Below are 25,195 nucleotides of genomic sequence, written 5' to 3'. Positions count from 1 at the left end.
ATGGAAAATAAATGTTATAAATTATTGTCTCTGGATATCTGGGATACCATACTTAGGAGAAGATGTCATCCGGATGCGATAAAGGTATGTACATCAAGAGAGTTTTATTTAGGGGCAAGAGACTATCTTAAAGAAGATAAAAGAAACTTGAGAGCATTGACAAAACTTAGAGTAGATGTAGAAGTGGAAATTGGTACCGAGTGTAAAGAATCAGGCTTTGATGATGAGTATAATATAAAAGATGTATTCAGAAGATGGATAACATACGCTTGTAAAACAGACTATCCCGATGTAGATACTTTGGTGGAAGAATTATATGAATTTGAGCTGAATACGGAACTTGAAAATATTTATTTGGACCCTACAATTGACAGTACTGTCGATTCTATACAGCATGAAAAACTTGTTTGTATCTCTGACTTTTATACAGATAAACAATTTTTGTATAGGCTTATCGATAGTGTAGGAATGAAAAATAAAATTGAAGAAATTTATTGTTCATGTGACTATAAGGTCAATAAGAGGTCAGGTAGACTTTTTGAACTCACAGAAAAAGAGTGCGGTGTAGAACCGTCAGAGCATATTCATATAGGTGATAACGGATACAGTGATGTGGAAGTACCGAAGAGAATCGGAATTGAAGCTATACATTACCTTCCAGAGGAAGAACATAAGAAAAGAAAAGAAAGAGAAGCGGAGTTTACTTTTGAGTTAAAAAATCCTTTGAAATACAACAATTTTCCGCTTACGTCAGATAGAGATATCAGTTTATTCTTTTATGGATTTATAGCCGATATAATGGAGAGCTGCATTGAAAAGAATATAAGGAAAGTATATTTCTTTACAAGGGAAGGAGAGTTCTACAAGGATATTTTTGATTCAATAGCAGAGTTTTATGATAAAAACAGAGTACCGAAGTCTTATATTTTAGAGGTCAGCAGACTGTCCACTTTTGTGGCATCATTAAGAGAATTTACGCTTGATGAAATGATGAGACTTTGGAATCAGTATTCCATACAATCAATGGCCGCAATGTTTAAGTCATTGGCAATGGACGTTGCAAATGTCAAGATATTTTTAGATAGGTACTCGATTGACCCTGATGAGGTGTTGACATATCCTTGGACATTGGAACCTGTACAGAAATTGTTTGCGGACCAAGAGTTCAAATCATTTATGGAAGAACATATAGCAAGTAAAAAGAAGCAATTGTTGGACTATTGTAAAAACAAGGATCTTACAGAAGACACCGATGAAGAAATAGCAATTGTTGATATAGGCTGGAGAGGCACTATTCAAGATAATTTGTGCTATCTCTTCAACAAAGCTATGATAAACGGATATTATGTTGGGCTTATACAATTCCTGAATAAACAGCCGGAAAATTCAAGAAAATACGGTTATTTGGATAAATGCAGTTTTGCAAGAGCTCTTCTTACTATATCAACTCCATTTGAGATGATTTGTAATTCACCAAACGGAAGTACGGTGGGTTATGATAAAAATGCAGACGGAATAACTGTAGCTATAAGAAATAATGAAAAGAGTGAAGATGATATATTCTTTGCATATACAAAAAAGTTGCAGGAAAAAGTCCTTAAAGATTGTAGTGCTTTAGGAAAATACTGTTATATGAATTTTATAGTATCTGAAGATATAAGAAACGATGCTTATGAATCTTTGAGAAAGTTCATATATTATCCGGAAAGAGATACAGTTTCATCTTATTTTAATTTGACACATAATGAAGAGTTCGGTGTTGGTGCATATGTGGATAAGAGAACCGTATTTAGACCGGGATTGATGTTCCTGGCGGTATTCAGTAAGAAAAAGAGACAGGAGTTCAAAGATTTTTTAAGGAATACTACATGGCCTCAAGGTTACCTTACAAAATATAGGCTTTATCCGTTGATAAAGATTTACAATAATATACTTGAGAAATATTATTAGAGAGAAGGCTCAAAGATGAGAAATATAAAAAATATAATCATTACATTGTTGGTAATATTGTGCATCAGTTCGACAACCGCATTTGCTGCGGAAAATGTTGACTTCGGCAATATCGGTAATATAACAAGTCAGACAATTGAAGACGGCAGCGAGTGGATTGTTGTAAATCCGGGAGAGAACGGTCGAGGAATTATTATTCAGGATGAGAATAAAAATGCAGTACTTACAGTAGACAGATACGGCGGAGTATACATTAACGGAAAACTCTTTATAAATAATAAGGAGTACAGCAATTCTTTTAAGGGCGCATTTACACCTATAAACGGTTTTGTTTATTCTCTGTTAGCTGTGTCACTTTTGCTGCATATAGTAAGTTTTATGAGAAAGAAATAATTTTTTGCAGGGTGTATTAGCATCCTGCTTTTTTGATGTTTGCACTGGAGATTACTTTATGTTAGTATGGTGGATATACAAATGTAGGAGATAATAAATGATTATTCGTTCAAAAGCACCATTACGTGTAAGTTTTGGTGGAGGCGGTACCGATGTGGCTCCATTTTGTGAAAATCAAGGTGGGGTTATTATAGGAAGCACTATAAATAAATATGCATACTGTTCCATATTACCTAGAGATGACGAGGAGATAACAGTTCATTCTCTGGACTTTGATATGACCGTAAAATATAATACACAAGAAAATTTTGTCTATGACGGAAAGCTGGATCTGGTTAAAGCGGCACTTAAGGCAATGAACATTAAAGAAGGCTGTGAAGTTTATCTACACTGTGATGCGCCTCCGGGTTCAGGTCTTGGCACAAGTTCTACAGTGATGGTGGCGTTACTGAGTGCTATGGCAAAATGGAAAAAAATAGAGCTGGATGCATATCAAATGGCCGACTTGGCTTTCGGAGTTGAGAGAATTGATCTTGGCATTTCAGGAGGATATCAAGATCAATATGCAACAACTTTCGGCGGATTTAATTTTATGGAGTTTCATGGAAGAAATAATGTTGTGGTAAACCCTCTAAGAATACATAAAGAGATTATACATGAATTGGAGTATAATCTTATCATGTGTTATACAGGCGGAGTGCATGTTTCTGCAAATATTATTGATGATCAGGTCAAAAACTACGAAAAACAGGATTCATTTAAGGCAATGTGTGAGGTAAAAGCCTTGGCCTATGCTATGAAAGATGAGTTATTGAAAGGAAATTTGAATGCATTCGGAAAGCTGCTTGATTATAGTTGGAACAGCAAGAAGAGAATGAGCAATAAAATTTCAAATCCTGCTATAGATGCTTTGTATGAAAGAGCAAAAGCTGAAGGAGCTGTCGGAGGTAAGCTGCTTGGAGCAGGAGGCGGAGGGTTTTTGTTGATATATTGTCCGTTTAATGCAAGACATAAAGTAGCAGCCGGATTGGAGGATGTAGGAGGTCAAATTCTGGATTGGAATTTTGAACTGCGAGGTGTGCAAACATGGACAGTCGATAATGACAGATGGGATTATAAAGATATTGATATAAGACTGCCGGAAGGTGATTTTAGATTTGATATATAATTGAGGTTTTATGGAAGAAAATATTATAAAAATATTGGATAACTTGATTAGCAGATATCCCGAACTTGATACTGCTTATGATAACATTTGGAATACATACAAGATTTTAGAAGAAGCATACTCAAGCGGAAGGAAACTTTTGGTTGCCGGTAACGGTGGAAGTGCCGCCGACTCGGAGCATATAGTCGGGGAACTTATGAAAGGCTTTGTAAAGCCGAGAAAATTGGAAAAAGAAGTCTGTGATAAATTAAAATCTATTGATGAAAAGCTCGGTACTGTTTTAGCCGATAATCTGCAGGGAGCATTGCCGTCGATTGCAGTTACAGGTCATGTAGGGCTTTCAACTGCATACTTAAATGACTGTAATCCTTTACTTTCATTTGCTCAGCAGGTCAACGGATTTGGAAGAGAGGGAGATGTATTTCTTGGTATATCCACTTCAGGAAATTCCGAAAATATACTTTATGCTTTGGTCACAGCTAAAGCCAAGGGTATGAAAACTATAGGACTTTCAGGCAGAGACGGCGGAAAGATGAAGGAATTTTGTGATGAGATTATAATAGTTCCGGAGAAGGAAACATTCAAGATTCAGGAACTTCACCTACCTGTATATCATGCTTTATGCCTGATGCTTGAAGAGAGATTTTTTTAGAATGATATATGGCGCTACACTTATAGGTGTGCGCCTTTTTAAGTTTATTATCAACACCACTCCCATATTTGCTATGCAACCTTAGATATGATATAATAATGAAAATGTCGCAGAAAGTTTTGTGTTGGGAGAAAGTATGCTAAACGAAGAGAAAATAAAGCAGATGACGGAATTAGCATTATTAAAAAAGAGGAAGGGCGAGCAGATGTTTGAGATAGATAATTATTTCAAAGAGGATTATGTGGGTAAACAAATGCTTAAGTCCTTTTTTGTTTATACCTTTTGCTTTCTTCTTATAATTGTTTTGGCCGTTCTTTACAATTTGGAAGAGTTGATGTCCAGTGTAACTACAGTCGGAGTGTTTTCGGTAGTTTACATTGTTATATATATATTGGGATTGATTGCATTTGAGCTTATTACATATAGATTTTTTTCAAAAAAGTACGATGAGGCGCAAAGGAGCCTTAAAGTCTACAATGACAGATTGAACTATTTTGAAAAAAAATTCGAAAACAAAGATAAGACACCAAATATCGGAGGTTAGAATGCTACAGCTATATGTATTTAGAAACAGCCTGAAAGGTTTCTATGCAAAATATCATTCCATAATAGATAAGGGAATTAAATATATAATATTATTTACAGCTATGATGCTTATAAGTATAAATCTGGGTTATCAGAATAAAGTCTCTGTGATACAGGTTCCTATTGTATTATCTGTAATAGGTGCTTTTCTGCCTTATATGGCGGGCGTATTAATAGTGGCGGGTTTTTTAATGATAAATCTGTTTACGGCATCCTTTGAGCTGGCATTACTGGTAGGTATAATACTGATACTTACATTATTTTTGTACTATGGATTCGGTAAGAGAGACAGTGTTCTTTTGATTCTTGTACCGATACTCTTTGCCGTGAAGATACCGTATGTTATACCTCTTGTGGTAGGACTTATGGGAAGCGCGGTAAGCATTGTTCCTATTACAGCCGGAATACTTATATACTTTACATGTATGTTTGCGAGGCAGAACATAGGTGTTTTGACAAATACACAGTCTGTAGATATTACACAAAGATATTCACAGGCAATAAACGGTATATTTTCAAATAAAACTATGCTTTTATTTATAATAGTATTTGCGCTTACCACCTTTATAGTGTATATGGTGCATAAGCAGAATATGGATTATGCATGGCAGATAGCCATTGCTGCCGGTGCTATTACAATTTTGATTGGTATATTTGCCGGAGATTTTATTTTTGATATATCCACTCCTCTTTTGGACTTTATAATAGGACTTGCGATATCTGTGATTATTGCATATGTGTATAATTTCTTTGTTTTCTCGGTAGATTACAGCAGGTCCGAATATGCCCAGTTTGAGGATGATGATTATTATTATTTTGTAAAAGCTGTTCCTAAGATTACGATTACAGCTGCAGACAAGAAGGTACAATCGTTCAGTACAAAGGGAAAGAAAAAGAATAACAAAAATAATGGGGGTAGTGAATGAACATAATCACGAGGCTGATGCGTGATGGGCTTTCATATTTTCCACATATAGATGTACTCAATATAATTGAAATTCTGATTATTGCATATATTGTATATGAAATAATGACATGGATTACAAAGACCAGGGCATGGACCTTGTTAAAGGGTTTGCTTATTATATTGGGATTTACAATTATTGCATATATATTGCACTTTGATGTTATATTGTGGATTCTGGGAAGGATTGCAACCATTGCGGTAACTGCGCTTATTATAATTTTTGCGCCTGAGCTCAGAAAGGCTCTTGAGCAGCTTGGAAATAAAAATTTAATGAAGATTTTTGCTTTTGACAATAAAGCAATTACAGACGATGTAGGCGAGAGTACGATAGAAGAGCTTGTTAATGCGGCTTTTACAATGTCAAAACCGAAAACGGGAGCTTTGATTGTTATAGAGAGAAAAGACAGTCTTGTAAATATAGAAAAGACCGGAATTTTGATAAACGGTATTGTATCAAGTCAATTGCTTATAAATATCTTTGAACATAACACCCCTCTTCATGACGGTGCGGTGCTTATAAGAGGAAATACAATTGTGTCGGCAACCTGTTATCTGCCTCTTTCTGAGAATATGAGAATCAGTAAGGATCTTGGAACCAGGCATAGAGCCGCTATCGGTATAAGTGAGGTTTCGGATTCCATTACCATAGTAGTATCTGAGGAGACCGGAAGGGTTTCTGTGGCACTTGGCGGAAATTTGATAAAGGTAAATGACAGTGAGGAACTGAGAAAGGAGCTCTCCGTTTTACTTGAGAATACAGCGGAGGAGAAGAAGAGCTCTTTATGGTCAAAGTTGTTGAAAGGAAGAGGTAATGAAAAAGACAAATAATCTTGTTTTGAAAATCAGCTCTTTGGCTATAGCATTTTTTGTATGGATAGTTGTAATAAATATTTCAAATCCGGTTGTTACAAGATCTCAGACGGTTAACCTTGAGGTTTTAAATGCCAATGTTATTACCGATGCAGGTAAGACTTATTCTTTAATGGGAGCAAATACGGTAACTGTAAGTTATGAAGTACGTTCAAGAGATGAGAGCAAGATATCGGCGTCAGATTTTAAGGCTTCAATAGATCTTGGAGATATGTATGACATAACGGGTGCTGTACCGATATCTGTTGAAGTGTTGAACAATAAAAATCTGATTTCAGGTGCGGTTACTTCAAAGCCTAGTATTGTCAGAATAAGTATTGAGGATTTGCAAAGAAAAGAATTTACTATGACTACCAAGATTACCGGTACTCCGTCGGACGGTTATTCTGTGGGTGAGGTAAGGCTTGATAAGAATACGGTGGCGGTCACAGGTCCGGTATCAGTTATCGGACAAATAAGTAAAGTCGGCGTGGAGATTGATGTCGACGGAATGGACGGGAATGTAAGCGGAAAAGCCGAGCTGAAGTATTTTGATGCCAACGGAAATGCTTTTATAATATCCGACAGTAGAGTTACCAAGAGCTTTGATACGGTAAATTACAGTATCGTAATGTTAAACGGAAGAACTTTGGCATTAAACTTTGAAGTAGGTGGAGAAGCGGCCGAGGGTTATATATTTTCAGGTGCAGAGAGCAGTACAAAATCTATACAGGTACGTGGACAACCTGAAGTACTTGAAGGACTTGATGCTGTCACAATACCTGCAACGGCGCTCAGTGTTGAGGGAGCGACAAGTGATGTGATTGTAGATGTCGATGTGAAAAATTTTCTTCCGGAAAATGTATCGGCAGTGGGTGATACAAATATTAAGGTGACATTGAAAGTGGAGGCCCTTGATAAGAAGTCTGTGACTTTGACAATAGGAGATTTGGAGATAAAGGGATCAAGAACCGGAGTTTCAACAAATATTATACCTGAGAGGATAACTGTTGTGGTTTCAGGACTTAGCGCAAATCTTGAAACTGTATCAAATTCAGATATTAAGGCTACTCTTGATGTAAGTAAGATGTCGGCAGGAGCCAATAACGGAACTCTTACATTTGAATTGCCTACAGGTCTGAGTGTGGATTCATATACTCCTTTTGAGGTTATGATAGGAAGTCCCGCAAATGAAAGAAATGAAACGACAACTACAGTAGAGCAGAGCAGCAGTGAAGAGAGCAGCTCTGCTGCTGAAAACTAAGGGAGGTTTTTTAGGATGGTTTCAGAAGAACTTAAGGTGATAAACCCAAGTGGATTGCATTTAAGGCCGGCAGGTAATTTATGCAAGGAAGCATTGAAATATGATTCTAAAATAAATATTATATTTAAGGATGCTACAGCAAATGCCAAGAGTGTTCTGAGTGTGCTTGCGGCATGTGTAAAATGTGGTGATACCATTAAGATAACATGTGACGGCAGGGATGAGAAAGAGGCTTTGGAAGCTTTAAAGAATTTGATAAATTCAGGTTTTGGTGAGTTAAAGTAAGTAGAGGTTTATAATGAAAATTTATGGCGTAGGAGCTGCCGAGGGTATCGGTATCGGAGTTGCAAAAGTAGTCAGAGAACAAAATGTGGAAGTTGTAAAGAGAACTGTTTCAGACAGTGAAGCTGAAGTTAATAGCTTCATGAGAGTTCTGGACATAACTAAGGCTGAGACTGAAGAGATGTCGCAGGCTTTAGAAAAGAATGCTTCAGCGAAGGAAGCGGAGATTTTGTTTGGACATATTATGCTTATGTCCGACCCTATGCTTGTGGATGAGATAGTTAATCGCATAAAAGGTGAAAGTGTTTGTGCGGAGTATGTGATAGAAGAGGTATGTAATCAGTATGCCGCCGTATTTGCTTCAATGGACAATGAACTTATGCAGCAAAGAGCTACCGATATGCTTGATATTAAAACAAGACTTATAAAGAAGATACTCGGTATAGAAAATACCGATCTTTCAAAACTTCCTTATGGCAGTATTCTGGTTGCAAAGGATTTGACACCTTCTATGACGGCAGGACTTAATCCAGAGAATGTGCTCGGAATAGTTACACAGTTTGGAGGAAAGACCTCACATTCGGCTATTCTTGCAAGAGCACTTGAAATACCTGCAGTAGTGGGAATTTCAAATCTTCCTGAGGATATAAGTGACGACACGGATATACTTCTTGACGGTGAGAGCGGAGAGGTCATTATACTGCCGACAGATGTCGAAAAAACCGAGTATGAGGATAAAAAGAAAAAGTATGATGCAAACAAGGAACTGTTAAAGAAATACAGAGAATTGCCAAGTATTTCTAAGGACGGTAAGAAGGTGGAAATAGCCGGAAATATCGGAAGCCCTGAGGATGCAAAAAAGGTAATTGAAAACGGCGGCGAAGGTATCGGACTTTTTAGAACCGAGTTCTTATTTATGGACAGAGACTGTATGCCTACCGAAGAAGAGCAGTTTGAAAGCTACAAGGAAGTAGCTGTTGCCATGGAAGGAAGGCCTGTTATTATCAGAACTCTTGACATAGGCGGTGATAAGGAAATCCCTTATATGGGAATAGTACAGGATGAGAATCCTTTCCTCGGATATCGTGCCATAAGACTCTGCCTTGACAGAAAAGATGATATTTATATACCGCAGCTTAGAGCATTGCTTCGTGCAAGTGCTTTCGGAAATATCAAAATAATGTTGCCGCTGGTTACATCCATGGATGAAATCAGAGAAGCTAAGGCGCTTATAAATGATATAAAGAAAGAACTTGATGAAAAGAATATTGCATACAATAAGAATATAGAAGTCGGTATCATGGTTGAGACCGCAGCTGCATCATTACTTGCCGATATATTCGCAAAAGAGGTGGATTTCTTCAGTATAGGTACCAATGATCTTATTCAATATACAATGTCCGTAGACAGAGGAAATGTAAAGATTGCAGGTCTGTATTCACCATTTTCACCTGCAGTACTCAGAAGTATCAACAGAATTATAACAGAAGGTAAAAAGGCCGGAATAATGGTCGGAATGTGCGGTGAGGCTGCGGCGGATCCTTTGCTTATTCCTGCACTTTTAGCATGGGGAATGGATGAATTTTCAATGTCGGCTTCAAGTATACTGAAGTCCAGACAGATAATTTCCGGGTGTGACAGCAAGGACTTGAAAGCTAAGGTGGATAAGGTGCTTGAGATGTCAACAGAGAGTGAGATTAAAGAGTACTTAAAGAAATTGACAGAGGAGCTTGGATGTTAATATACACTGTTTGCAGTTTATTAGCGTATGTATTATCCCGGATGGAGCGTTATGCCCTGTCCGGGTTTGTTCTAATTTTGGCGGCATTATATCTGTATATTAAGGAATACAGATACTCAAAATCATTGGTAAATCTTAGAGGTGTTTTTGCACTGGCGTTTATCGGCGGTGAGGGTCTTGCAGCTATGAAGCTTTCATACCTTGCAAAACCATGGGGAGATACCACATGGATCTGCTTTTGTCTGGCCTTCGGATGTTTTTATATTGTATTTGAAATATTGAAGGCGATTAAGGGGAATCCTTATTCAAACGGAGAGAGAGTGCTTGAAAGAAGCAATGAAGATATGATGTATGCATGTATCATTATACTTGCGCTCACATCTTTGACAGCTTTTAATATAGAGGCCATTGTACTGGACTTTATTCCTCTTTTTGAAAAAGGTGTTCCTCATGCATACTCTTATTTTCATATTTCTGGAGTACATTACTTTACAGTAAGCTGTATTTTGGTGCCGGCTTTCAGTATTGTCTACTTAAATGAAGAGAGCAGACTTGGGATTATAAAGATAATATTTTTGGTTTTAGCAAATATTATTGCTATGGCGATACCGATACTTTGTGTATCAAGATTTCAGTTTATGTTTGCTGTGCTTCTTGCCTTTGTAACCTTACTTATATTAAAGAGGGAAAGGATAAGACCTGTATATTTTGTGAGCGTTATAGTATTTATCGTTCCGGTATATTTATTGCTTTCTGTGGCAAGAAGCCATAATGTGGAGTATCTTAACGGTATATTTGAAATGAAATATAATCTGCCTATATTTATAAGTCAGCCATATATTTATATTGCAAATAATTATGACAATTTGGATACTTTGATAAAGGAATTGCCGAAATACAGCTTCGGGTTAAAGGGGCTGTTTCCTCTTTGGGCACTTACCGGAATTAAGTTTATATATCCGAAGATAGTGGACTTCCCTATTTTTGTAAATAAAACTGAACTTACAACAGTGACATTATTTTATGATGCCTTTTATGACTTCGGAATAGCAGGTGTTGCCGTATTTTCCACGGCACTTGGCTGCATCGGTTATTTCTTTGAGAAATTGATTAGAAGTACAAGGCATGCAACATTCTACATTATATATGCACAAGTATTTATTTATCTTGCGCTTTCATTTTTCACTACATGGTTTTCAAATCCTGCCACATGGTTTTATTTTATAGTGACAATGTCGATATTTTTTATATGTGAGCAGAAAGGTAGGTAGCTTATGGAAAATATGAATGCCCTAGACAGGCAGTACAGGGAAATGACAGAGACTCCTGTAGAAAAACTGATTTTACGGCTCAGCATTCCCACTATCATAAGTATGCTTGTAACGAATATTTACAATATGGCGGATACATTTTTTGTCGGAAAGCTCGGAACCAGTGCTTCTGCCGCTATAGGTATAGTATTCTCTTTGATGACGATAAATCAGGCACTCGGATTTATGTGCGGTCACGGTTGCGGCTCAAATATATCCAGAAAGCTTGGAAATAAACAGGACGATGAGGCCATAAAGTTTGCATCTACAGGATTTTTTATGTCACTTGTTTTGGGTGTGCTTATAATGATCTTCGGCATAGTATTTATGGAGCCTTTGCTTAGACTGATGGGAAGTACCGATACGATAATGCCCTATGCAAAGAGCTACGGTATCTGTATACTTCTTTCAGCTCCTTTTATGACAGGAAGCTGTGTGCTGAATAATGTTCTGAGATATGAGGGTAAAGCTGCACTTGCAATGGTAGGTCTTACTCTTGGTGGAGTATTAAATATTATCGGAGACCCGATATTTATATTTGTATTTAATATGGGTACTTTGGGGGCAGGCATCTCAACTGCGGTTTCACAGGTTATAAGCTTTTTTGTATTGCTTGCGATGTTCGGTGGAGAAAGAACCGTTTCCAGGCTTAGACTATCAGCAGTATCAAAGGATGCAAAGGATATTGTAAATATATTGGAGACGGGCTTTCCGAGTCTGATAAGACAGGGAATGATGAGTGTTTCAACTATGGTTTTAAACTATATGTCCATGCCTTATGGTGACGCGGCCATTGCGGCTATGAGTATTGTCGGCAGAGTATGTAATTTTATATTTGCAGTTGCACTTGGAATTTCACAGGGATTTCAACCCGTATCGGCTTTTAACTACGGTGCAAAGAAGTTTAAGCGTATGAAGAGGGCTTTTGTATTTTGCTGTGGACTCAGTATGATAATAATAGGAATTTTAAGTGTTGTCTCACTTATATTTTCAGGACATATAATAGGTTTATTCAGAGATGATGCCGATGTTATAAATATTGGAACCTTTGCCTTAAGAGCACAATGTGTGGTTTTATTTTTATCGCCTATTACGCTTGCCGCCAGTATGATGTTTCAGGGAGCGGGAGAGAATCTGGCTTCATCAATAGCCTCGTTTTTAAGAAGCGGTATTACATTTGTTCCTATGGTGCTTATATTGCCGAAATTTCTTGGAATATACGGGATACAGCTTGCACAACCGGTGGCGGATATTATTTCATTTATTATTGTAATGCCGCTTATAGTGAAATTTTTTAGGAAAATAAATGCATAAATTCTAGTGGTAAATGTTGACAATTTTAAGTTTTTACAGTATAAATTAATAAAACCGTTGATTGGGAGAAAAGAAATTAGTTACTCACAGAGAGTCGGAGGTGCTGAGAACCGATAGGGATGACGATTTTAATATGGACCCATGAGGGCGAGGTGAAAGGAAACAAGTAGCTAAGACGGGTGCTCCCGTTACCGGGCAGAAAATGTGTCGGCATTTTTTTAGAGAGAGTATTTTTACTAATGAAGGTGGTACCGCAGGCTTTGCTTGTCCTTTGGATAAGAGGGCCTGCGTTTTTTTGTGCAAAGGTCACTGTCGGTAAATATATCTCTATATCGAATGCCTTAAGGAGGAGAAGATGAATTTAATAAAGAAACTTGGAATTATTGCAATAGGTGCGGCTTTGATGGCAGGATGTACACCGAAGGCTGATACGGCGCAGAGCACTAATACGGAAACTACAGCAGCAGACAGCAGTGCTGCAGAGAGTGCAAAAGCGCAGACTTCAGACAGCACGGAGATGAAAAAAATCGGAGTGATTCAGCTGGTTGAGCATAAGTCGCTTGATATAATATATAATTCATTTAAAGATGAGTTAAAGAACCTGGGATATGTGGACGGTGAGAATGTTAAGATAACATTCCAAAATGCACAGGGAGATATGTCAAATATCACAAGTATAGTTCAGGGATTTGAGGGTGATAAGCAGGATGTTGTGGTAGGTATTGCTACACCTGTAGCACAGGGAGCTATGAGTTTAACAAAGTCAACACCTGTAGTTTTCTCTGCAGTTACAGATCCCATAGGTGCAGGAATACTTACAGATATGAATGCTCCTGACAAGGGAATGACAGGAACAAGTGATGCAGTACAGATTGATAAGATAATGGATCTGGCACTTCAAATTACTCCTGATGTAAAGAAGGTAGGCTTTATATACAATCCCGGAGAGGACAATTCTGTAACTAATCTCGGATTACTGGAAAACTATGTAAAAGAGAAAAATCTTGAGCTTGAAACAGTAAGTATTTCAACAAGTGCCGACCTTCAAACAGCAGCAGCATCACTTTTTGAAAAAGTGGATATGATATTTGTATCAAACGACAATACTGTTGCAGAGGCTATGCCTATACTTACATCAGAGGCAATAAAGGCTAAAAAGCCTATATATGTAGGTGCCGACTCTATGGTAATGGACGGCGGTCTTGCTACAGTGGGTATTGACTATACAGATCTCGGAAAAGAAACAGCCAAGATGGTGGATGAAATACTTAAGGGAAAATCTGTAAATGAAATCCCTGTAAAAGTATTTAAGGATGATTTGTTTATCTATGTAAATACAGATACAGCTGCCGCACTCGGTATTGAGATACCTGAGAGCATCAAAACAGACAAGAAATTTGTCGAGATTAAATCAAATAAATAGGAGTAAAAATGACATTATCAACATTACTTGGTAGTATTGAACTTGGACTGATATTTGCAATATTATCACTGGGATTATTTATAGCTTTCAGAATTTTGGACCTGCCGGATTTGACGGTGGACGGAAGTTTTGTTACAGGCCTGGCTTACAGTGCTATATGGTCTGTAGCTAAAAATCCGGCTATGGGACTTTTAATGGGTGCCTTAGGCGGAATGATTGCAGGCATTGTCACAGGCATACTTCATACAAAATTGAAAATCCATGCTATATTGGCAGGAATACTTACAATGACAGGCCTGTATTCTATAAATCTCTTTGTAATGGGTGATAAGCCAAGTGTTTTCTTCTACGGTGAAAAGACTGTATTTACTCCTTTTGAAGGAAAGTTTTTTATAGGTACAACCGATATAGGAAAGTTGATTTTACTGTTTATAATTGTTGTTGTTTTGGTAGCCGCATTAAAGTTGTTTTTAATGACTCAGATAGGACTTTCTCTTAGAGCTACCGGTGATAATGAGGCAATGGTAAGAAGTTCAAGTATAAATACCGATGCTATGAAAATACTGGGATTTGCACTTTGTAATCTTATAGTAGCCTTCTCCGGCGCAATATATGCACAGTACAATATGACAGCTACACATGGAGTAGGAACCGGAATGCTGGTACTTGGACTTGCAAGTATCATAATCGGAGAGACTGTTATAGGAAAAAGAGGGATGTTAAGACATTTGATTGCCGTGGTAGTAGGTGCGATAATATATCGTATAATGCTTGCGGTAGCATTCGGACTTGGGCTTCCTGCCATATATTTAAAGCTCTTCTCAGCGGTAATAGTTGTTATCGCAATAAGCATACCTTTGATAAAGCCTACAATTGTAAGATGGAGAAAGATACATGCTGGAAATTAAAAATGTTAATGTAATATTTAATAAGGACACCGTAAATGAGAAAAAAGCCTTACGTGATTTGAATCTTAAATTAAATGACGGAGATTTTGTAACTGTAATAGGCAGTAACGGTGCAGGAAAATCCACTATGTTAAACGCGATAGCAGGCAATATAGAAGTGGAGAGTGGAAGAATATATAATAACGGCCTTGATATCACATATATGAAGGAGCATAAAAGAGCAAGATTCATAGGCAGACTGTATCAGGATCCTTTAAAGGGTACAGCACCTCATATGACAATAGAAGAAAATATGGGACTGGCATACAGCCGTGGTAAAAAGGTGAGATTCGGGCTTGGAGTAAGAAGAAGTGACAGAGAGTATTTCAAATCTGTATGCACAAAACTTGGCTTGGGGCTTGAGCACAGATTGAAAAATGAAGTCGGAGGGCTTAGCGGAGGACAAAGACAGGCACTGACGCTTTTAATGGCTACCATGGAAACACCTGAACTTCTGTTACTTGATGAGCATACTGCAGCTCTTGATCCCAAGACCAGTAAGAAGATAATGGAAATAACTAACAGGATAGTAACCGAAAATAATATTACAACCTTGATGATTACACATAATATCAAAGATGCCTTGCATTTCGGAAATAAAACAATAGTTATGAATAACGGAAGTATTTTAAAAGTTCTTGAAGGCGATATGAGAAAGAATATGACGGTTTCAGATATAATGGAATTGTATTCCGGAACGGATGCGGTATTGACCGACAAGATGATTTTAGGTGAATAAAAAAGTGAGCTCTACAAATTGTAGAGCTCACTTTTTTGTTTGAATATTATTGTCCGGGCCCTATAAGTACCGGAGAACCTTGGCCTCCGGGGCCTTCGGTGGACATATGAGCACCGGGGCCTGAACGTGGTGCTTCAGTGGTCGGAGTAACTCCGGGACCGTGTAATACGTCAGAATCATCAGGTTCTTTTGAAGAAGGACCTGTTTTTATAGGTGAGGCCGTAGTAGTTTCAGGAATTTTTATTTCTGAAGGCTGCCTCTTAGGTTTTGAACTGTTTGAGTTTGCCTTAGTCGGTGCAACAATTGTATTAGGTGATTGGCTGGATGAATTACTTCCCGGTGCCGCTCCGACAACATCTCCGTTCGGTGCTACACCGACAGTTACATTATTTTGTTTCGGATTTACAACCGGATGATTTACACTTGCCCTTGGAGACACGCCGACTCCGGCGTCGTCTCCGTCATTTGCCGTAGGTGCATTAGGATCGATAATTTGACTCGGTCCGCCATGGATGGTGCATGTTGCCGTAGGTACCGCATACTGTGAATCATCGGTATTTGACTGTCCGCTTGGAACTATAAGTGCAACCTTTGTAACTGTAGTCGGGCAGTTTGCAGTAGGCAAAAGACCGCTTTCACTACATACCGTTACTGTAGTATGGTGATCGCATACTTCTGTAGGTACCGTTCCTTTGGCAAAATATTCCGTATATGTGGAATCGCCGCGAGGGTCGTGGTCACAAACTCCGGGGATAGGAAGTTTTCCGGACTTTCGGCAGACAACGGCGGTTTCAACGGAATCGGGAACGGGGAATCCTATATCCTCGGAACCCTCTGAAACTTTAGTCATTATCTTTCGCCATATATCCTTGTGGAAGCTTGTACCTCCATTGTCTGAAAGAGTTTGGTTTTCATCACATCCTGCCCATACTCCTGCAGTATAATATGGTGTAAATCCTACAAACCATACGTCCACATTCTTGGAAGTTGTACCTGACTTACCTGCTACACTCATATTATCGAGATGAGCTCTGGTAGATGTGGAATTTATATTTATTCCGCTGCTTGCAAACTTTCTGTTGTTCTCTGTAGATGCCGCCATAGCATCTGTAAGAAGGAATGCGGTTGAGTCTTTTATAACTCTGTGATTCTGTGGAGCAGTATTATCAATCAAGGTTTTTCCGTTGTGGTCCACAATCTTTGTAAAGAAGACCGGCTTTGTATATACACCTTGATTTGCTATTGTTGCAAAGGCACCTGTAAGTTCAAGGTTTGTAACACCCTTTGTAAGACCTCCGAGTGCAAGGGATGCATTGTAGTCCTGATCGGTAAGAGTGCTGATACCGAAGTCCTTGGCATACTGTACGCCGACTCTCGGTGTTACAGTTTCCATAAGTGTTTTTAATGCAACTATATTCATAGAATATATGATACCGTCACGAATACTTGACCAGCCCATATATCCCTGCTTGTCATACCAGTTTTGGAAAGTTTTTTCTCCTATTGTATATTCGGCATCATAATAGGTTGTAGCCAAAGTATCACCGCTGGTATCAAGCGCAGGTGCAAATGATGATATTACCTTAAAAGTTGAACCCGGCTGTCTGGTAGTATTTGTAGCTCTGTTTAGAGAAAGAGAAGATGTTTTTTCACCTCTACCTCCGTTTATAGCTTTTACGGCACCGGTTTTTTGATCCATAAGAACAAAGGAAACCTGAGGCTCCAAAACAGTTTTTACACTTTCACCTACTACTGTATCGCCATCTTTAACCACTGTGGCTTTATAGCTTTCAGCATCCGCTTTTGCGGCATCTTCAGTGGTATAAAGTCCGTTGAAGCCGTCGTGAAGCACATCTGAATGGTATTTGTTAATATCCTTTTCGGAATAATTATGTGTGTTCTTTTCACTGTCTGTGACTGTAAGTCTGTATTCCAGTGCATACTTTGTATCAGGATAGTTTTCAGGATTGTTGACTTCGCTGTCTACAATCTGCTGAAGTGAAGGATCCTGAGTGGTATATATTGAGAGACCTCCGCTGTACAAAAGATTATGAGCTTGAGTTTCGGTATATCCCAGTTCATTTATAAATGCAGATGTAACCTGTGAAATTAAAGCATCTGTAAAATAGCTGTAGTGATTATTTTTCTCCTTTGCAAGCGTATTTATATTTTGGATTCTTGAATACACATCATCTGCAAGAGCCTCCTCCTGCTGCTCCTTTGTGATATACCCCTGCTCATACATATATTGAAGTATTATTTTTCTTCTTTCGGAATTTGCCTCCTGACCGGTAATAGGGTTGTACTTGGTAGGACCCTTTGTTATACCGGCTATTACAGTGGCTTCAGAAAGAGTTAAATCGGATACTTCCTTTCCGAAGTACCTTCTTGCGGCAACTTTTACTCCCAGTGAGTTGCTTCCAAGGTTGATGGTATTCAGATAATTTGTAAGTATCAACTTTTTATCCATCTGTTTTTCAAGCTTTACGGCAAGATACATTTCCTGAAATTTTCTTTCTACCTTTTCTCCGAAACTTCTTTCTCTACCGCCGTTGAACACATTATTCTTTATAAGCTGCTGTGTTATGGTGGAGCCGCCGCCTGAAGAACTGTTTCCGGTTATTACACCGCTGACCGCTCTGAGTATAGCTCTGGTATCTATTCCGTTATGCTTCCAAAATCTGGAGTCCTCTATTGCCACAAAAGCGTCAATAAGAACTTTTGGAAGTTCGTCATAAGTTACCTCTTCACGGTTTGAACCCGCCATTACCAGAGTATCGGTAACCTGACCGGATGCATTGTATACCGTGGTGGCATATCCTAAAGGAACAATACTGTCAACGTCCACATCAGGAGCATTGTCTATAATACCCTTTATCATGCCTACCGCCATGGCACCTCCAAGAACGGTCACTACAAGCAGTGCAAGAAAAAATGTCTTTACAGCCTGAAATATAAATTTGTTTATATATTTCTTTTTTCTTGATCCGGGTGACTTGGAGCTTTTCTCGGGAGTTTTATTTTCATTCTCTTTATTCATCACTTTTTCCTTTTCAAAATAAATTTACATAAATAATCCGGAGCTTTTGCCCTTATATCGAATTATACATCATTAATTTAATATAGGCTATCAGCTTTAAATAATCTTTATTTTTTATAAGCTATTATTAATAAGTAAAAAAAGGCATCCAAAAACGGATACCTTTATATATTATTGCTTCGACTTTATCATAGAACGTTTTCTAAGTGTCGGGTCGAGGATTTTCTTTCTGATACGAAGATTTTCAGGAGTTACCTCTAAAAGCTCATCGGTATCTATAAATTCAAGTGATTCCTCAAGACTCATGACTTTCGGTGTAACAAGTCTGAGCGCCTCATCCGCACTGGATGATCTTGTATTTGTAAGTTTCTTTGTCTTACATACATTGATTTCAACATCTTCAGCCTTACCGTTCTTACCGATAACCATACCTGCATATACCTTTTCGCCCGGACCGATAAATAAAGTACCACGCTCCTGTGCATTGAAAAGTCCGTAGGTAATAGACTCGCCGCTCTCAAAAGCGATAAGAGAACCGGTCTTTCTATAGAACATATCACCCTTATATGGAGCATAACCGTCAAACTCTGTATTGAGAATACCGTTTCCCTTGGTGTCGGTCATAAACTCACCTCTGTAGCCTATAAGACCTCGGGAAGGAATAAGGAATTGAAGTCTTGTATATCCGCCATGTGTAGGGCTCATTCCCTGAAGCTCACCCTTTCTTGATGTAAGTTTTTGAATAACAGCACCTGAGAACTCATCAGGAACATCTACAAATGCAAGCTCCATAGGCTCCTGCTTTTGGTTTCTCTCATCATAGTGATAAATAACTTCGGCCTTACTTACAGCAAACTCAAAACCTTCTCTTCTCATATTTTCTATAAGCACTGAAAGATGAAGCTCACCTCTACCTGATACTTTAAAGCAATCAGGAGACTCTGTTTCCTCCACCCTAAGGCTGACATCGGTATTTAACTCTCTAAAGAGTCTTTCACGCAAATGTCTTGAAGTTATATACTTTCCCTCTCTACCTGCAAGAGGAGAGTCATTTACCATAAAGTTCATAGAAATGGTAGGCTCTGAGATCTTCTGGAAAGGTATAGCTTCAGGATTTTCAACTGATGTCAAAGTATCTCCTATATGAATATCAGGAATACCTGAAATGGCTACTATTGAACCTATTCTTGCTTCATTTACTTCTACTCTGTTTAAGCCTTCATATTCGTAAAGCTTACCTATTTTTACTTTTTTCATCTTATCAGGATCGTGGTGATTTACCAAAGCAACTTCCTGATTTACTTTGATAACACCGTTATCAACCTTACCTACACCGATTCTACCTACATATTCATTGTAGTCGATTGTACTGATAAGTACTTGAGGATCCGCATCTTCATCACCTGTAGGTGCAGGTATATGCTTGATTATAGTCTCAAATAAAGGCTTCATATCCTCGTTGGTGTCATCTACATTGTATCTTGCCCAACCGCCTCTTGCACTTGCAAAGAGGAAAGGACAGTCAAGCTGGTGCTCATTGGCATCAAGGTCAAGTAAAAGCTCCAGAATCTCATCAACAACCTCCTCAGGTCTTGCTTCTTCTCTGTCACATTTATTGATAAGGCAAAGTACTTCAAGGTCAAGCTCAAGAGCCTTTCTTAGAACGAACTTTGTCTGAGGCATAGCGCCTTCATAAGCATCTACTACCAAAACAACACCGTTTACCATCTTAAGAACACGCTCCACCTCTCCGCCGAAGTCCGCATGTCCCGGTGTATCTATGATATTTATCTTGGTATCACCATAGTGCACAGCGGTATTTTTTGATAGAATGGTGATTCCTCTTTCTCTCTCTATATCATTTGAGTCCATTACTCTTTCAGCCACTTCCTGATTTGCCCTGAAAACACCGCTTTGTTTTAAGAGCTGATCGACCAATGTAGTTTTACCGTGGTCTACATGGGCGATAATGGCAATATTTCTTATATCTTCTCTTTTTGTTATCATATATTCTTCCTCATAAAAATTTACAAATATCTATTATAACATTTTTTTGTTTTTTTTGCTATATCATAGTATAAATTTAGTATAAGGGCTCGGTTTGTTAGTATTTATATATTTTTAATTATAATAACCCTACCTTACTAGTATACCACATAATAGATAAAAATAAAAGGATTGTATCATTTTATTTATATAGTATTATTAAAGTAAGCTAATATTTACAGGTACCTGAGTATATTTAAGGATTGAAGTTTATGAAAAATGTTTTTAAAGTTTTAATGTATTTTTGTTTTGCCATAGGATTTCTATATTCGGCAGTATTCTTTTATAATGAAATGAGGGTGGTGAGCGCTACGGCGGTCTTTGGTGTTGTGCTGAATATTGTTTGTGGCATTGCATTTATTGTAGAGGTAGTTTTTGAATTTTCAAAAAGGAGAGATAAAAAAAATGAAGAAGGTAAGTTAAGTATAGATAAGAAGATAAATTCCAATATAATGGTAGTTATATATTTGTTTTTGATAATTGCAGCTTTTGTAACAGTATCTGCACATATCTATTATATGGATATGAATAATATTATGGATGTGTGTTTTGGAGTGATTAGTTTCATTCTTGCAGGTGTTTGTGGAATTGCAGTATTACTTTTGGAAGTGTCAGGAAAAAACAATTGATTTTGAATTTATAAAACGGCTGTTGCTTTAACAATTGGTATCGACCCCTAAAAGTTAGACAAAAATCTAACGATTAGGAGGTCGGTATTTTTTATGGAAAAACATGGTTTTGAATTCAAGAAGAAGTTAGGTGATGAAGGATTAATGAGTTCTCGTAAACAAGCAAATGCTCTTTCGAAAAGAAAATTTTTATTATAGAGTTGATGTCTATCAAGTGAGATTTCATATCAAGACTTGGTGATTCGTGAAGGTGAAGGTATAAGTAATCCAAGTATGGTAGCCATATAAACTGCTACACTAAAAAAGTCTAACTTTTGGAGTCACATTAATAGTTTGTGACAGCCACCTTATTTTTACAATTGATATTGAAAAAATATAAAAAAGGTGCTATATTAACTGTACTATGATAGATAATACAGTTAAAAGGAGAAATCTATGATTGTAATTGACTCAAGAGATAAGAGAGCCATCTACGAACAGGTGATGGACAGGCTTTCGGATCTTATGCTTATCGGGGCATTGGAGCCCGGCGATAAGCTTCCGTCTGTACGAAGTCTTGCCGTAGAACTCTCGATAAATCCCAACACTATACAAAAGGCATATATCGAGTTGGAGCGCCAAGGCTATGTATACAGTGTAAAAGGTGTCGGAAGTTTTGTAGCTGATATGGATGTTATAAAGGAAAATAAGAAAAGCATCATATATAAAGAGCTTGAAGAACTTGTAGACAAATCAAGAAAGATAATAAGTAAGGAAGAATTTTGTAAAAAAGTGGAAGAGTTTTATCCGGAACATAAAGCGAAGGAGGGAGCATGATAGAAGCAAAGAATTTAAGCAAGAGTTTTGACAATATAAAGGCGCTTGACAATATCAATGCAAGCATAAGAGACGGAGATGTGTTCGGACTTATAGGTACCAATGGTGCGGGAAAGAGTACATTTTTAAAAGTACTTGCCGGAATACTAAAACCTGACAGCGGTGAGATACTTATAGATGATGAAAATGTATTTGAAAATATAATGGCAAAAGAAAAGTTTTTCTATATTTCAGATGACCAGTTTTTCTTTTCAAATACCACACCGAAAGAGATAATAAAGTTTTATACATCTGTTTACAGAGACTTTGATGTTAAGAAATGTCAAGATATCTTGAAGGCACTTGATCTGGATATCAACAGAAAGGTAAATACTTTTTCAAAGGGTATGAAAAAGCAACTCTGCATTGCAATAGGAGTGGCTGCAAACACCAGATATCTGCTCTGCGACGAGACATTTGACGGACTTGATCCTGTAATGAGGCAGGCGGTAAAGAGTCTTTTTGCAAAGGAGATGGATGAGAGAGGACTTACACCTATAATAGCGTCACACAACCTCAGAGAGCTTGAGGATATATGCGATCATGTGGGACTTTTACATAAGGGTGGAATACTTTTATCAAAGGATGTATCCGATATGAAGTTGAATATCCATAAGGTGCAATGTGTATTTGAAAAAGACTTCGATATGGAAAGACTTAAAGAACTTGATATTATGCAGGTGAAAAACAGCGGCAGAGTGCACACAATCACCATAAAGGGAAGTGAGGAGGATATAAGAGAGAAAATGGAGTCCTTTTCCCCTGTATTCTATGAGATGATGGGACTCAGCCTTGAAGAGATATTTATAAGTGAAACGGAGGTGTATGGATATGACATCAAAAAGCTTATTTTTTAAATTGATGAAAGAGGACTTTAAAACAAGAGTTTGGACTCTGGCGATCAGTATTCTTATATTTTTCTTTTCGCTTATCGTGGCAACCGCTATGATGATAAGTTTTAATTTATATGAAGGTAGTGCATACTCTTATAAGGCTGATTTGGCATTAAACTTTATTTCCTATATAGATGTTAAAAATCCTTTTTTTGGAATGATATTTATAGTATTGGCTCTGGTTATGGCAATGTCAGGATTTTCATATCTCTATTCCAAAAAGAAGGTAGATATGTATCACAGTTTGCCGGTGAAAAGAGAGGTGCTTTATTTTATTAAGATAATAAACGGAATACTTATAGTTCTTATACCGTTTATTATCTGTGAAATAGTGGCAAGTCTTTTGATACTTGCAAATACCGGTGAAATAATTGTAATCACATCGGCATTGTGGTCTATAGCAGAGTGGACATTATTATTTATAATGAGTTATTTTCTGACAGTATTTTCAATAATGCTGACAGGAAATATGCTTATAGGAATATTGGCCTGCGGATTTTTCAGCTTCTATTTTCCTTTAATTTCATTGGTGTTGAAGGGATATCAAAGTACATTCTTTGATACTTACTACACATCAGGATTTATTATTGAAAATGTCCTGCCGAATATGTCAAGCTTTATGCTGATGTTTAATATATTTGAACTTAAATGGCTTACAAGAATTATTATAGTAATACTTGCAAGCATAGTATTCCTTTTTATAAATCTTTTCCTATATAAGAAAAGAGCCTCAGAGGCGGCAGGTAAAAGTGTCAGCTTTAATGTGATAAAGCTGCCTATAAAGTCCATGATGGTTATCTTTATGAGTATACTTATGTATCTTTTGGGATATGAAGTAATGAATGACAGCATTGGCTGGGGGCTTTTCGGACTTATAGTGAGCGGAGTTATTACTCATTGTGTAATGGAAATCATATACAATCAGGATTTTAAAAAGATTTTTGCAAAAAAGATTGAATTACTTGTGCTTATAATAATTTCAATATTTATAGCGGCGGCTTTTCAGTTTGATATATTCGGGTATGACAGCTATATTCCGAGTGCTTCACAGATAAAGAGCACAGCGGTGATATCAAATCTTTTGGAGAGCAATTCCGAACAGTATTATAATAAAGTTGAAATTTCGGACGGATATTATAATGACTCATTTGTTGATGTGGACTATGCAAGTGACAGTAAGATAGAAGCCGACCTGATAAAGAAAATGGACATACAAAATAAAGATGCAGTATTGGAGTTAGCCAGGCAAGGTATAGAAGCTGCAAAATATGATTTGGAGTTGTATGGAAATTTTGACAAAGTTCTAATCTCATATAAGCTTAAAAACGGAAGAACCGTAGGCAGAGTTTATTATGTGGATTTAGATCAAAGTACTTCAGGACTTTCAAGTGTTTATGCTGATGAAAGCTACAAAAAAAGCAGCTATCCTATACTATCGGAAAATCCTGAGAATATAGTAAGTGTGGATTTTAACGGTATAATGGATAATGATACTCATATTGTGTTTCATGACGATGAGTTGAAGAAAAAGTTTGTGGAAACTTATAAGAAAGAGTTGATGAATCTTGATTATGAAACAAAGTTAAAAAGCTATCCTTTTGCATCCATAAGATTTAATAATGATTTTATGGAAGGTGCCTTAAGAAAGTATGCCGGATTTAATTATACAAGTGACAGCACAACTGCTGTCAATTCCAAATGGGAGAATGTATATGCAAATTCGCTGGAGTCCGTAGGATTTTATCCGATATATCCGGAGTTTAAGGAGACTTTGGCTTTATTAAAGGATATGGATGTCGAGGTTATATATAAGTTCCCGGCAGAGTATGTGGAAAGTATAGATGTGTCTTATAATGATTGGGAAAATAATGACCCGGATAATAATATCGAAGAAGTTGAGTCTTATTCAAGTGAGACTACGCCAAAGACCTTTACAGATAAAAAGGATATAGAAGATATTTTAGATAAACTGGTTATTTGTGACAGTCCTTATAAGGAAAATCTGAATGAGAATCGAAATTATGCAGCAATTATCAATACCGGAAATTTAGAAAGTTCGGCTTACAGAGGCTACAATTCATATGGGTTTAAAAAGGGTAATATTCCTGATATAATAAAGAAGTAATATATATTATATTGGATCTTGTG

21 protein-coding genes and 1 other annotated feature are annotated in these 25,195 nt (G+C 37.4%); of the genes, 19 read left to right on the top strand and 2 right to left on the bottom strand.

What is annotated here, in order from left to right; all coding sequences use genetic code 11:
- From SBH76_RS03250 to SBH76_RS03180, 15 genes are all read left to right on the top strand, one after another.
- Window positions 1-1,950: an HAD family hydrolase gene (locus SBH76_RS03250; protein WP_317976752.1), complete on the top strand. Its 1,950-nt coding sequence runs from the start codon at window positions 1-3 to the stop codon at window positions 1,948-1,950.
- A gap of 15 nt (window positions 1,951-1,965) precedes the next feature.
- On the top strand, window positions 1,966-2,343 hold the full coding sequence (locus SBH76_RS03245; RefSeq protein ID WP_317976751.1) for a hypothetical protein: 378 nt from the start codon (window positions 1,966-1,968) through the stop codon (window positions 2,341-2,343).
- 97 nt (window positions 2,344-2,440) lie between these two features.
- Window positions 2,441-3,511, top strand: coding sequence for a GHMP family kinase ATP-binding protein (locus SBH76_RS03240; RefSeq protein ID WP_315036132.1), 1,071 nt, complete (start codon window positions 2,441-2,443; stop codon window positions 3,509-3,511).
- 10 nt (window positions 3,512-3,521) lie between these two features.
- Entirely contained in the window at window positions 3,522-4,163 is a 642-nt protein-coding gene (locus SBH76_RS03235) for a D-sedoheptulose-7-phosphate isomerase (RefSeq protein WP_317976750.1), read from the top strand.
- Window positions 4,164-4,299: 136 nt separating this feature from the next.
- Window positions 4,300-4,707 (top strand): hypothetical protein, encoded by a 408-nt coding sequence (locus tag SBH76_RS03230; RefSeq protein ID WP_007593770.1) that lies wholly within the window; start codon window positions 4,300-4,302, stop codon window positions 4,705-4,707.
- A 1-nt stretch (window position 4,708) separates the two neighbouring features.
- Window positions 4,709-5,674 (top strand): hypothetical protein, encoded by a 966-nt coding sequence (locus tag SBH76_RS03225; RefSeq protein ID WP_034214343.1) that lies wholly within the window; start codon window positions 4,709-4,711, stop codon window positions 5,672-5,674.
- A complete protein-coding gene (cdaA, locus tag SBH76_RS03220) occupies window positions 5,671-6,543 on the top strand; it encodes a diadenylate cyclase CdaA (RefSeq protein ID WP_007593768.1) in 873 nt (290 codons plus the stop codon). Before SBH76_RS03225 ends, cdaA begins: the two co-directional genes overlap by 4 nt.
- The gene (locus SBH76_RS03215; protein WP_317976749.1) at window positions 6,527-7,828 is read left to right on the top strand and encodes a CdaR family protein; all 1,302 of its coding nucleotides are present in this window, start codon (window positions 6,527-6,529) and stop codon (window positions 7,826-7,828) included. Before cdaA ends, SBH76_RS03215 begins: the two co-directional genes overlap by 17 nt.
- A 15-nt stretch (window positions 7,829-7,843) precedes the next feature.
- Window positions 7,844-8,113 (top strand): HPr family phosphocarrier protein, encoded by a 270-nt coding sequence (locus tag SBH76_RS03210; RefSeq protein WP_290650650.1) that lies wholly within the window; start codon window positions 7,844-7,846, stop codon window positions 8,111-8,113.
- Between the two features lie 13 nt (window positions 8,114-8,126).
- Entirely contained in the window at window positions 8,127-9,851 is a 1,725-nt protein-coding gene (gene ptsP / locus SBH76_RS03205; protein ID WP_317976748.1) for a phosphoenolpyruvate--protein phosphotransferase, read from the top strand.
- Entirely contained in the window at window positions 9,845-11,122 is a 1,278-nt protein-coding gene (locus SBH76_RS03200; RefSeq protein WP_317976747.1) for an O-antigen polymerase, read from the top strand. The genes ptsP and SBH76_RS03200 overlap by 7 nt, the downstream gene beginning before the upstream one ends.
- Before the next feature lie 3 nt (window positions 11,123-11,125).
- A complete protein-coding gene (locus tag SBH76_RS03195; RefSeq protein ID WP_317976746.1) occupies window positions 11,126-12,475 on the top strand; it encodes an MATE family efflux transporter in 1,350 nt (449 codons plus the stop codon).
- Window positions 12,476-12,523: 48 nt separating this feature from the next.
- Window positions 12,524-12,750, top strand: a binding site (T-box leader).
- A gap of 80 nt (window positions 12,751-12,830) precedes the next feature.
- Entirely contained in the window at window positions 12,831-13,898 is a 1,068-nt protein-coding gene (locus SBH76_RS03190; RefSeq protein ID WP_317976745.1) for an ABC transporter substrate-binding protein, read from the top strand.
- 8 nt (window positions 13,899-13,906) lie between these two features.
- A complete protein-coding gene (locus SBH76_RS03185; protein ID WP_317976744.1) occupies window positions 13,907-14,806 on the top strand; it encodes an ABC transporter permease in 900 nt (299 codons plus the stop codon).
- Window positions 14,793-15,584, top strand: coding sequence for an ABC transporter ATP-binding protein (locus tag SBH76_RS03180; RefSeq protein WP_314098800.1), 792 nt, complete (start codon window positions 14,793-14,795; stop codon window positions 15,582-15,584). The genes SBH76_RS03185 and SBH76_RS03180 overlap by 14 nt, the downstream gene beginning before the upstream one ends.
- Before the next feature lie 46 nt (window positions 15,585-15,630).
- On the opposite strand, the gene SBH76_RS03175 is transcribed toward SBH76_RS03180, so the two are convergent.
- Together SBH76_RS03175 and typA are read right to left on the bottom strand one after the other, a co-directional pair.
- Window positions 15,631-18,624, bottom strand: coding sequence for a transglycosylase domain-containing protein (locus SBH76_RS03175; protein ID WP_317976743.1), 2,994 nt, complete (start codon window positions 18,622-18,624; stop codon window positions 15,631-15,633).
- Between the two features lie 171 nt (window positions 18,625-18,795).
- Window positions 18,796-20,631, bottom strand: a complete 1,836-nt coding sequence (gene typA, locus SBH76_RS03170) for a translational GTPase TypA (protein WP_314098798.1) — start codon at window positions 20,629-20,631, stop codon at window positions 18,796-18,798.
- Between the two features lie 251 nt (window positions 20,632-20,882).
- On the opposite strand from typA, the gene SBH76_RS03165 reads away from it, so the two are divergent.
- The 4 genes from SBH76_RS03165 to SBH76_RS03150 all read left to right on the top strand — a co-directional run bounded on the left by SBH76_RS03165 (window position 20,883) and on the right by SBH76_RS03150 (window position 25,172).
- The gene (locus SBH76_RS03165) at window positions 20,883-21,299 is read left to right on the top strand and encodes a hypothetical protein (protein ID WP_317976742.1); all 417 of its coding nucleotides are present in this window, start codon (window positions 20,883-20,885) and stop codon (window positions 21,297-21,299) included.
- 435 nt (window positions 21,300-21,734) lie between these two features.
- Window positions 21,735-22,115 (top strand): GntR family transcriptional regulator, encoded by a 381-nt coding sequence (locus SBH76_RS03160; protein WP_009663067.1) that lies wholly within the window; start codon window positions 21,735-21,737, stop codon window positions 22,113-22,115.
- Window positions 22,112-23,011, top strand: a complete 900-nt coding sequence (locus tag SBH76_RS03155; protein WP_009663034.1) for an ABC transporter ATP-binding protein — start codon at window positions 22,112-22,114, stop codon at window positions 23,009-23,011. The genes SBH76_RS03160 and SBH76_RS03155 overlap by 4 nt, the downstream gene beginning before the upstream one ends.
- Window positions 22,980-25,172, top strand: coding sequence for a DUF6449 domain-containing protein (locus SBH76_RS03150; RefSeq protein ID WP_317976741.1), 2,193 nt, complete (start codon window positions 22,980-22,982; stop codon window positions 25,170-25,172). The genes SBH76_RS03155 and SBH76_RS03150 overlap by 32 nt, the downstream gene beginning before the upstream one ends.
- Window positions 25,173-25,195: the final 23 nt, after the last annotated feature.

The sequence above is a fragment of the Lachnoanaerobaculum sanguinis genome, from assembly GCF_033242365.1.
Lineage (GTDB): Bacteria > Bacillota > Clostridia > Lachnospirales > Lachnospiraceae > Lachnoanaerobaculum > Lachnoanaerobaculum sanguinis.
The sequence above is the reverse complement of the archived record's forward strand: the minus strand, read 5'-3'. Positions and strand labels throughout refer to the sequence as shown.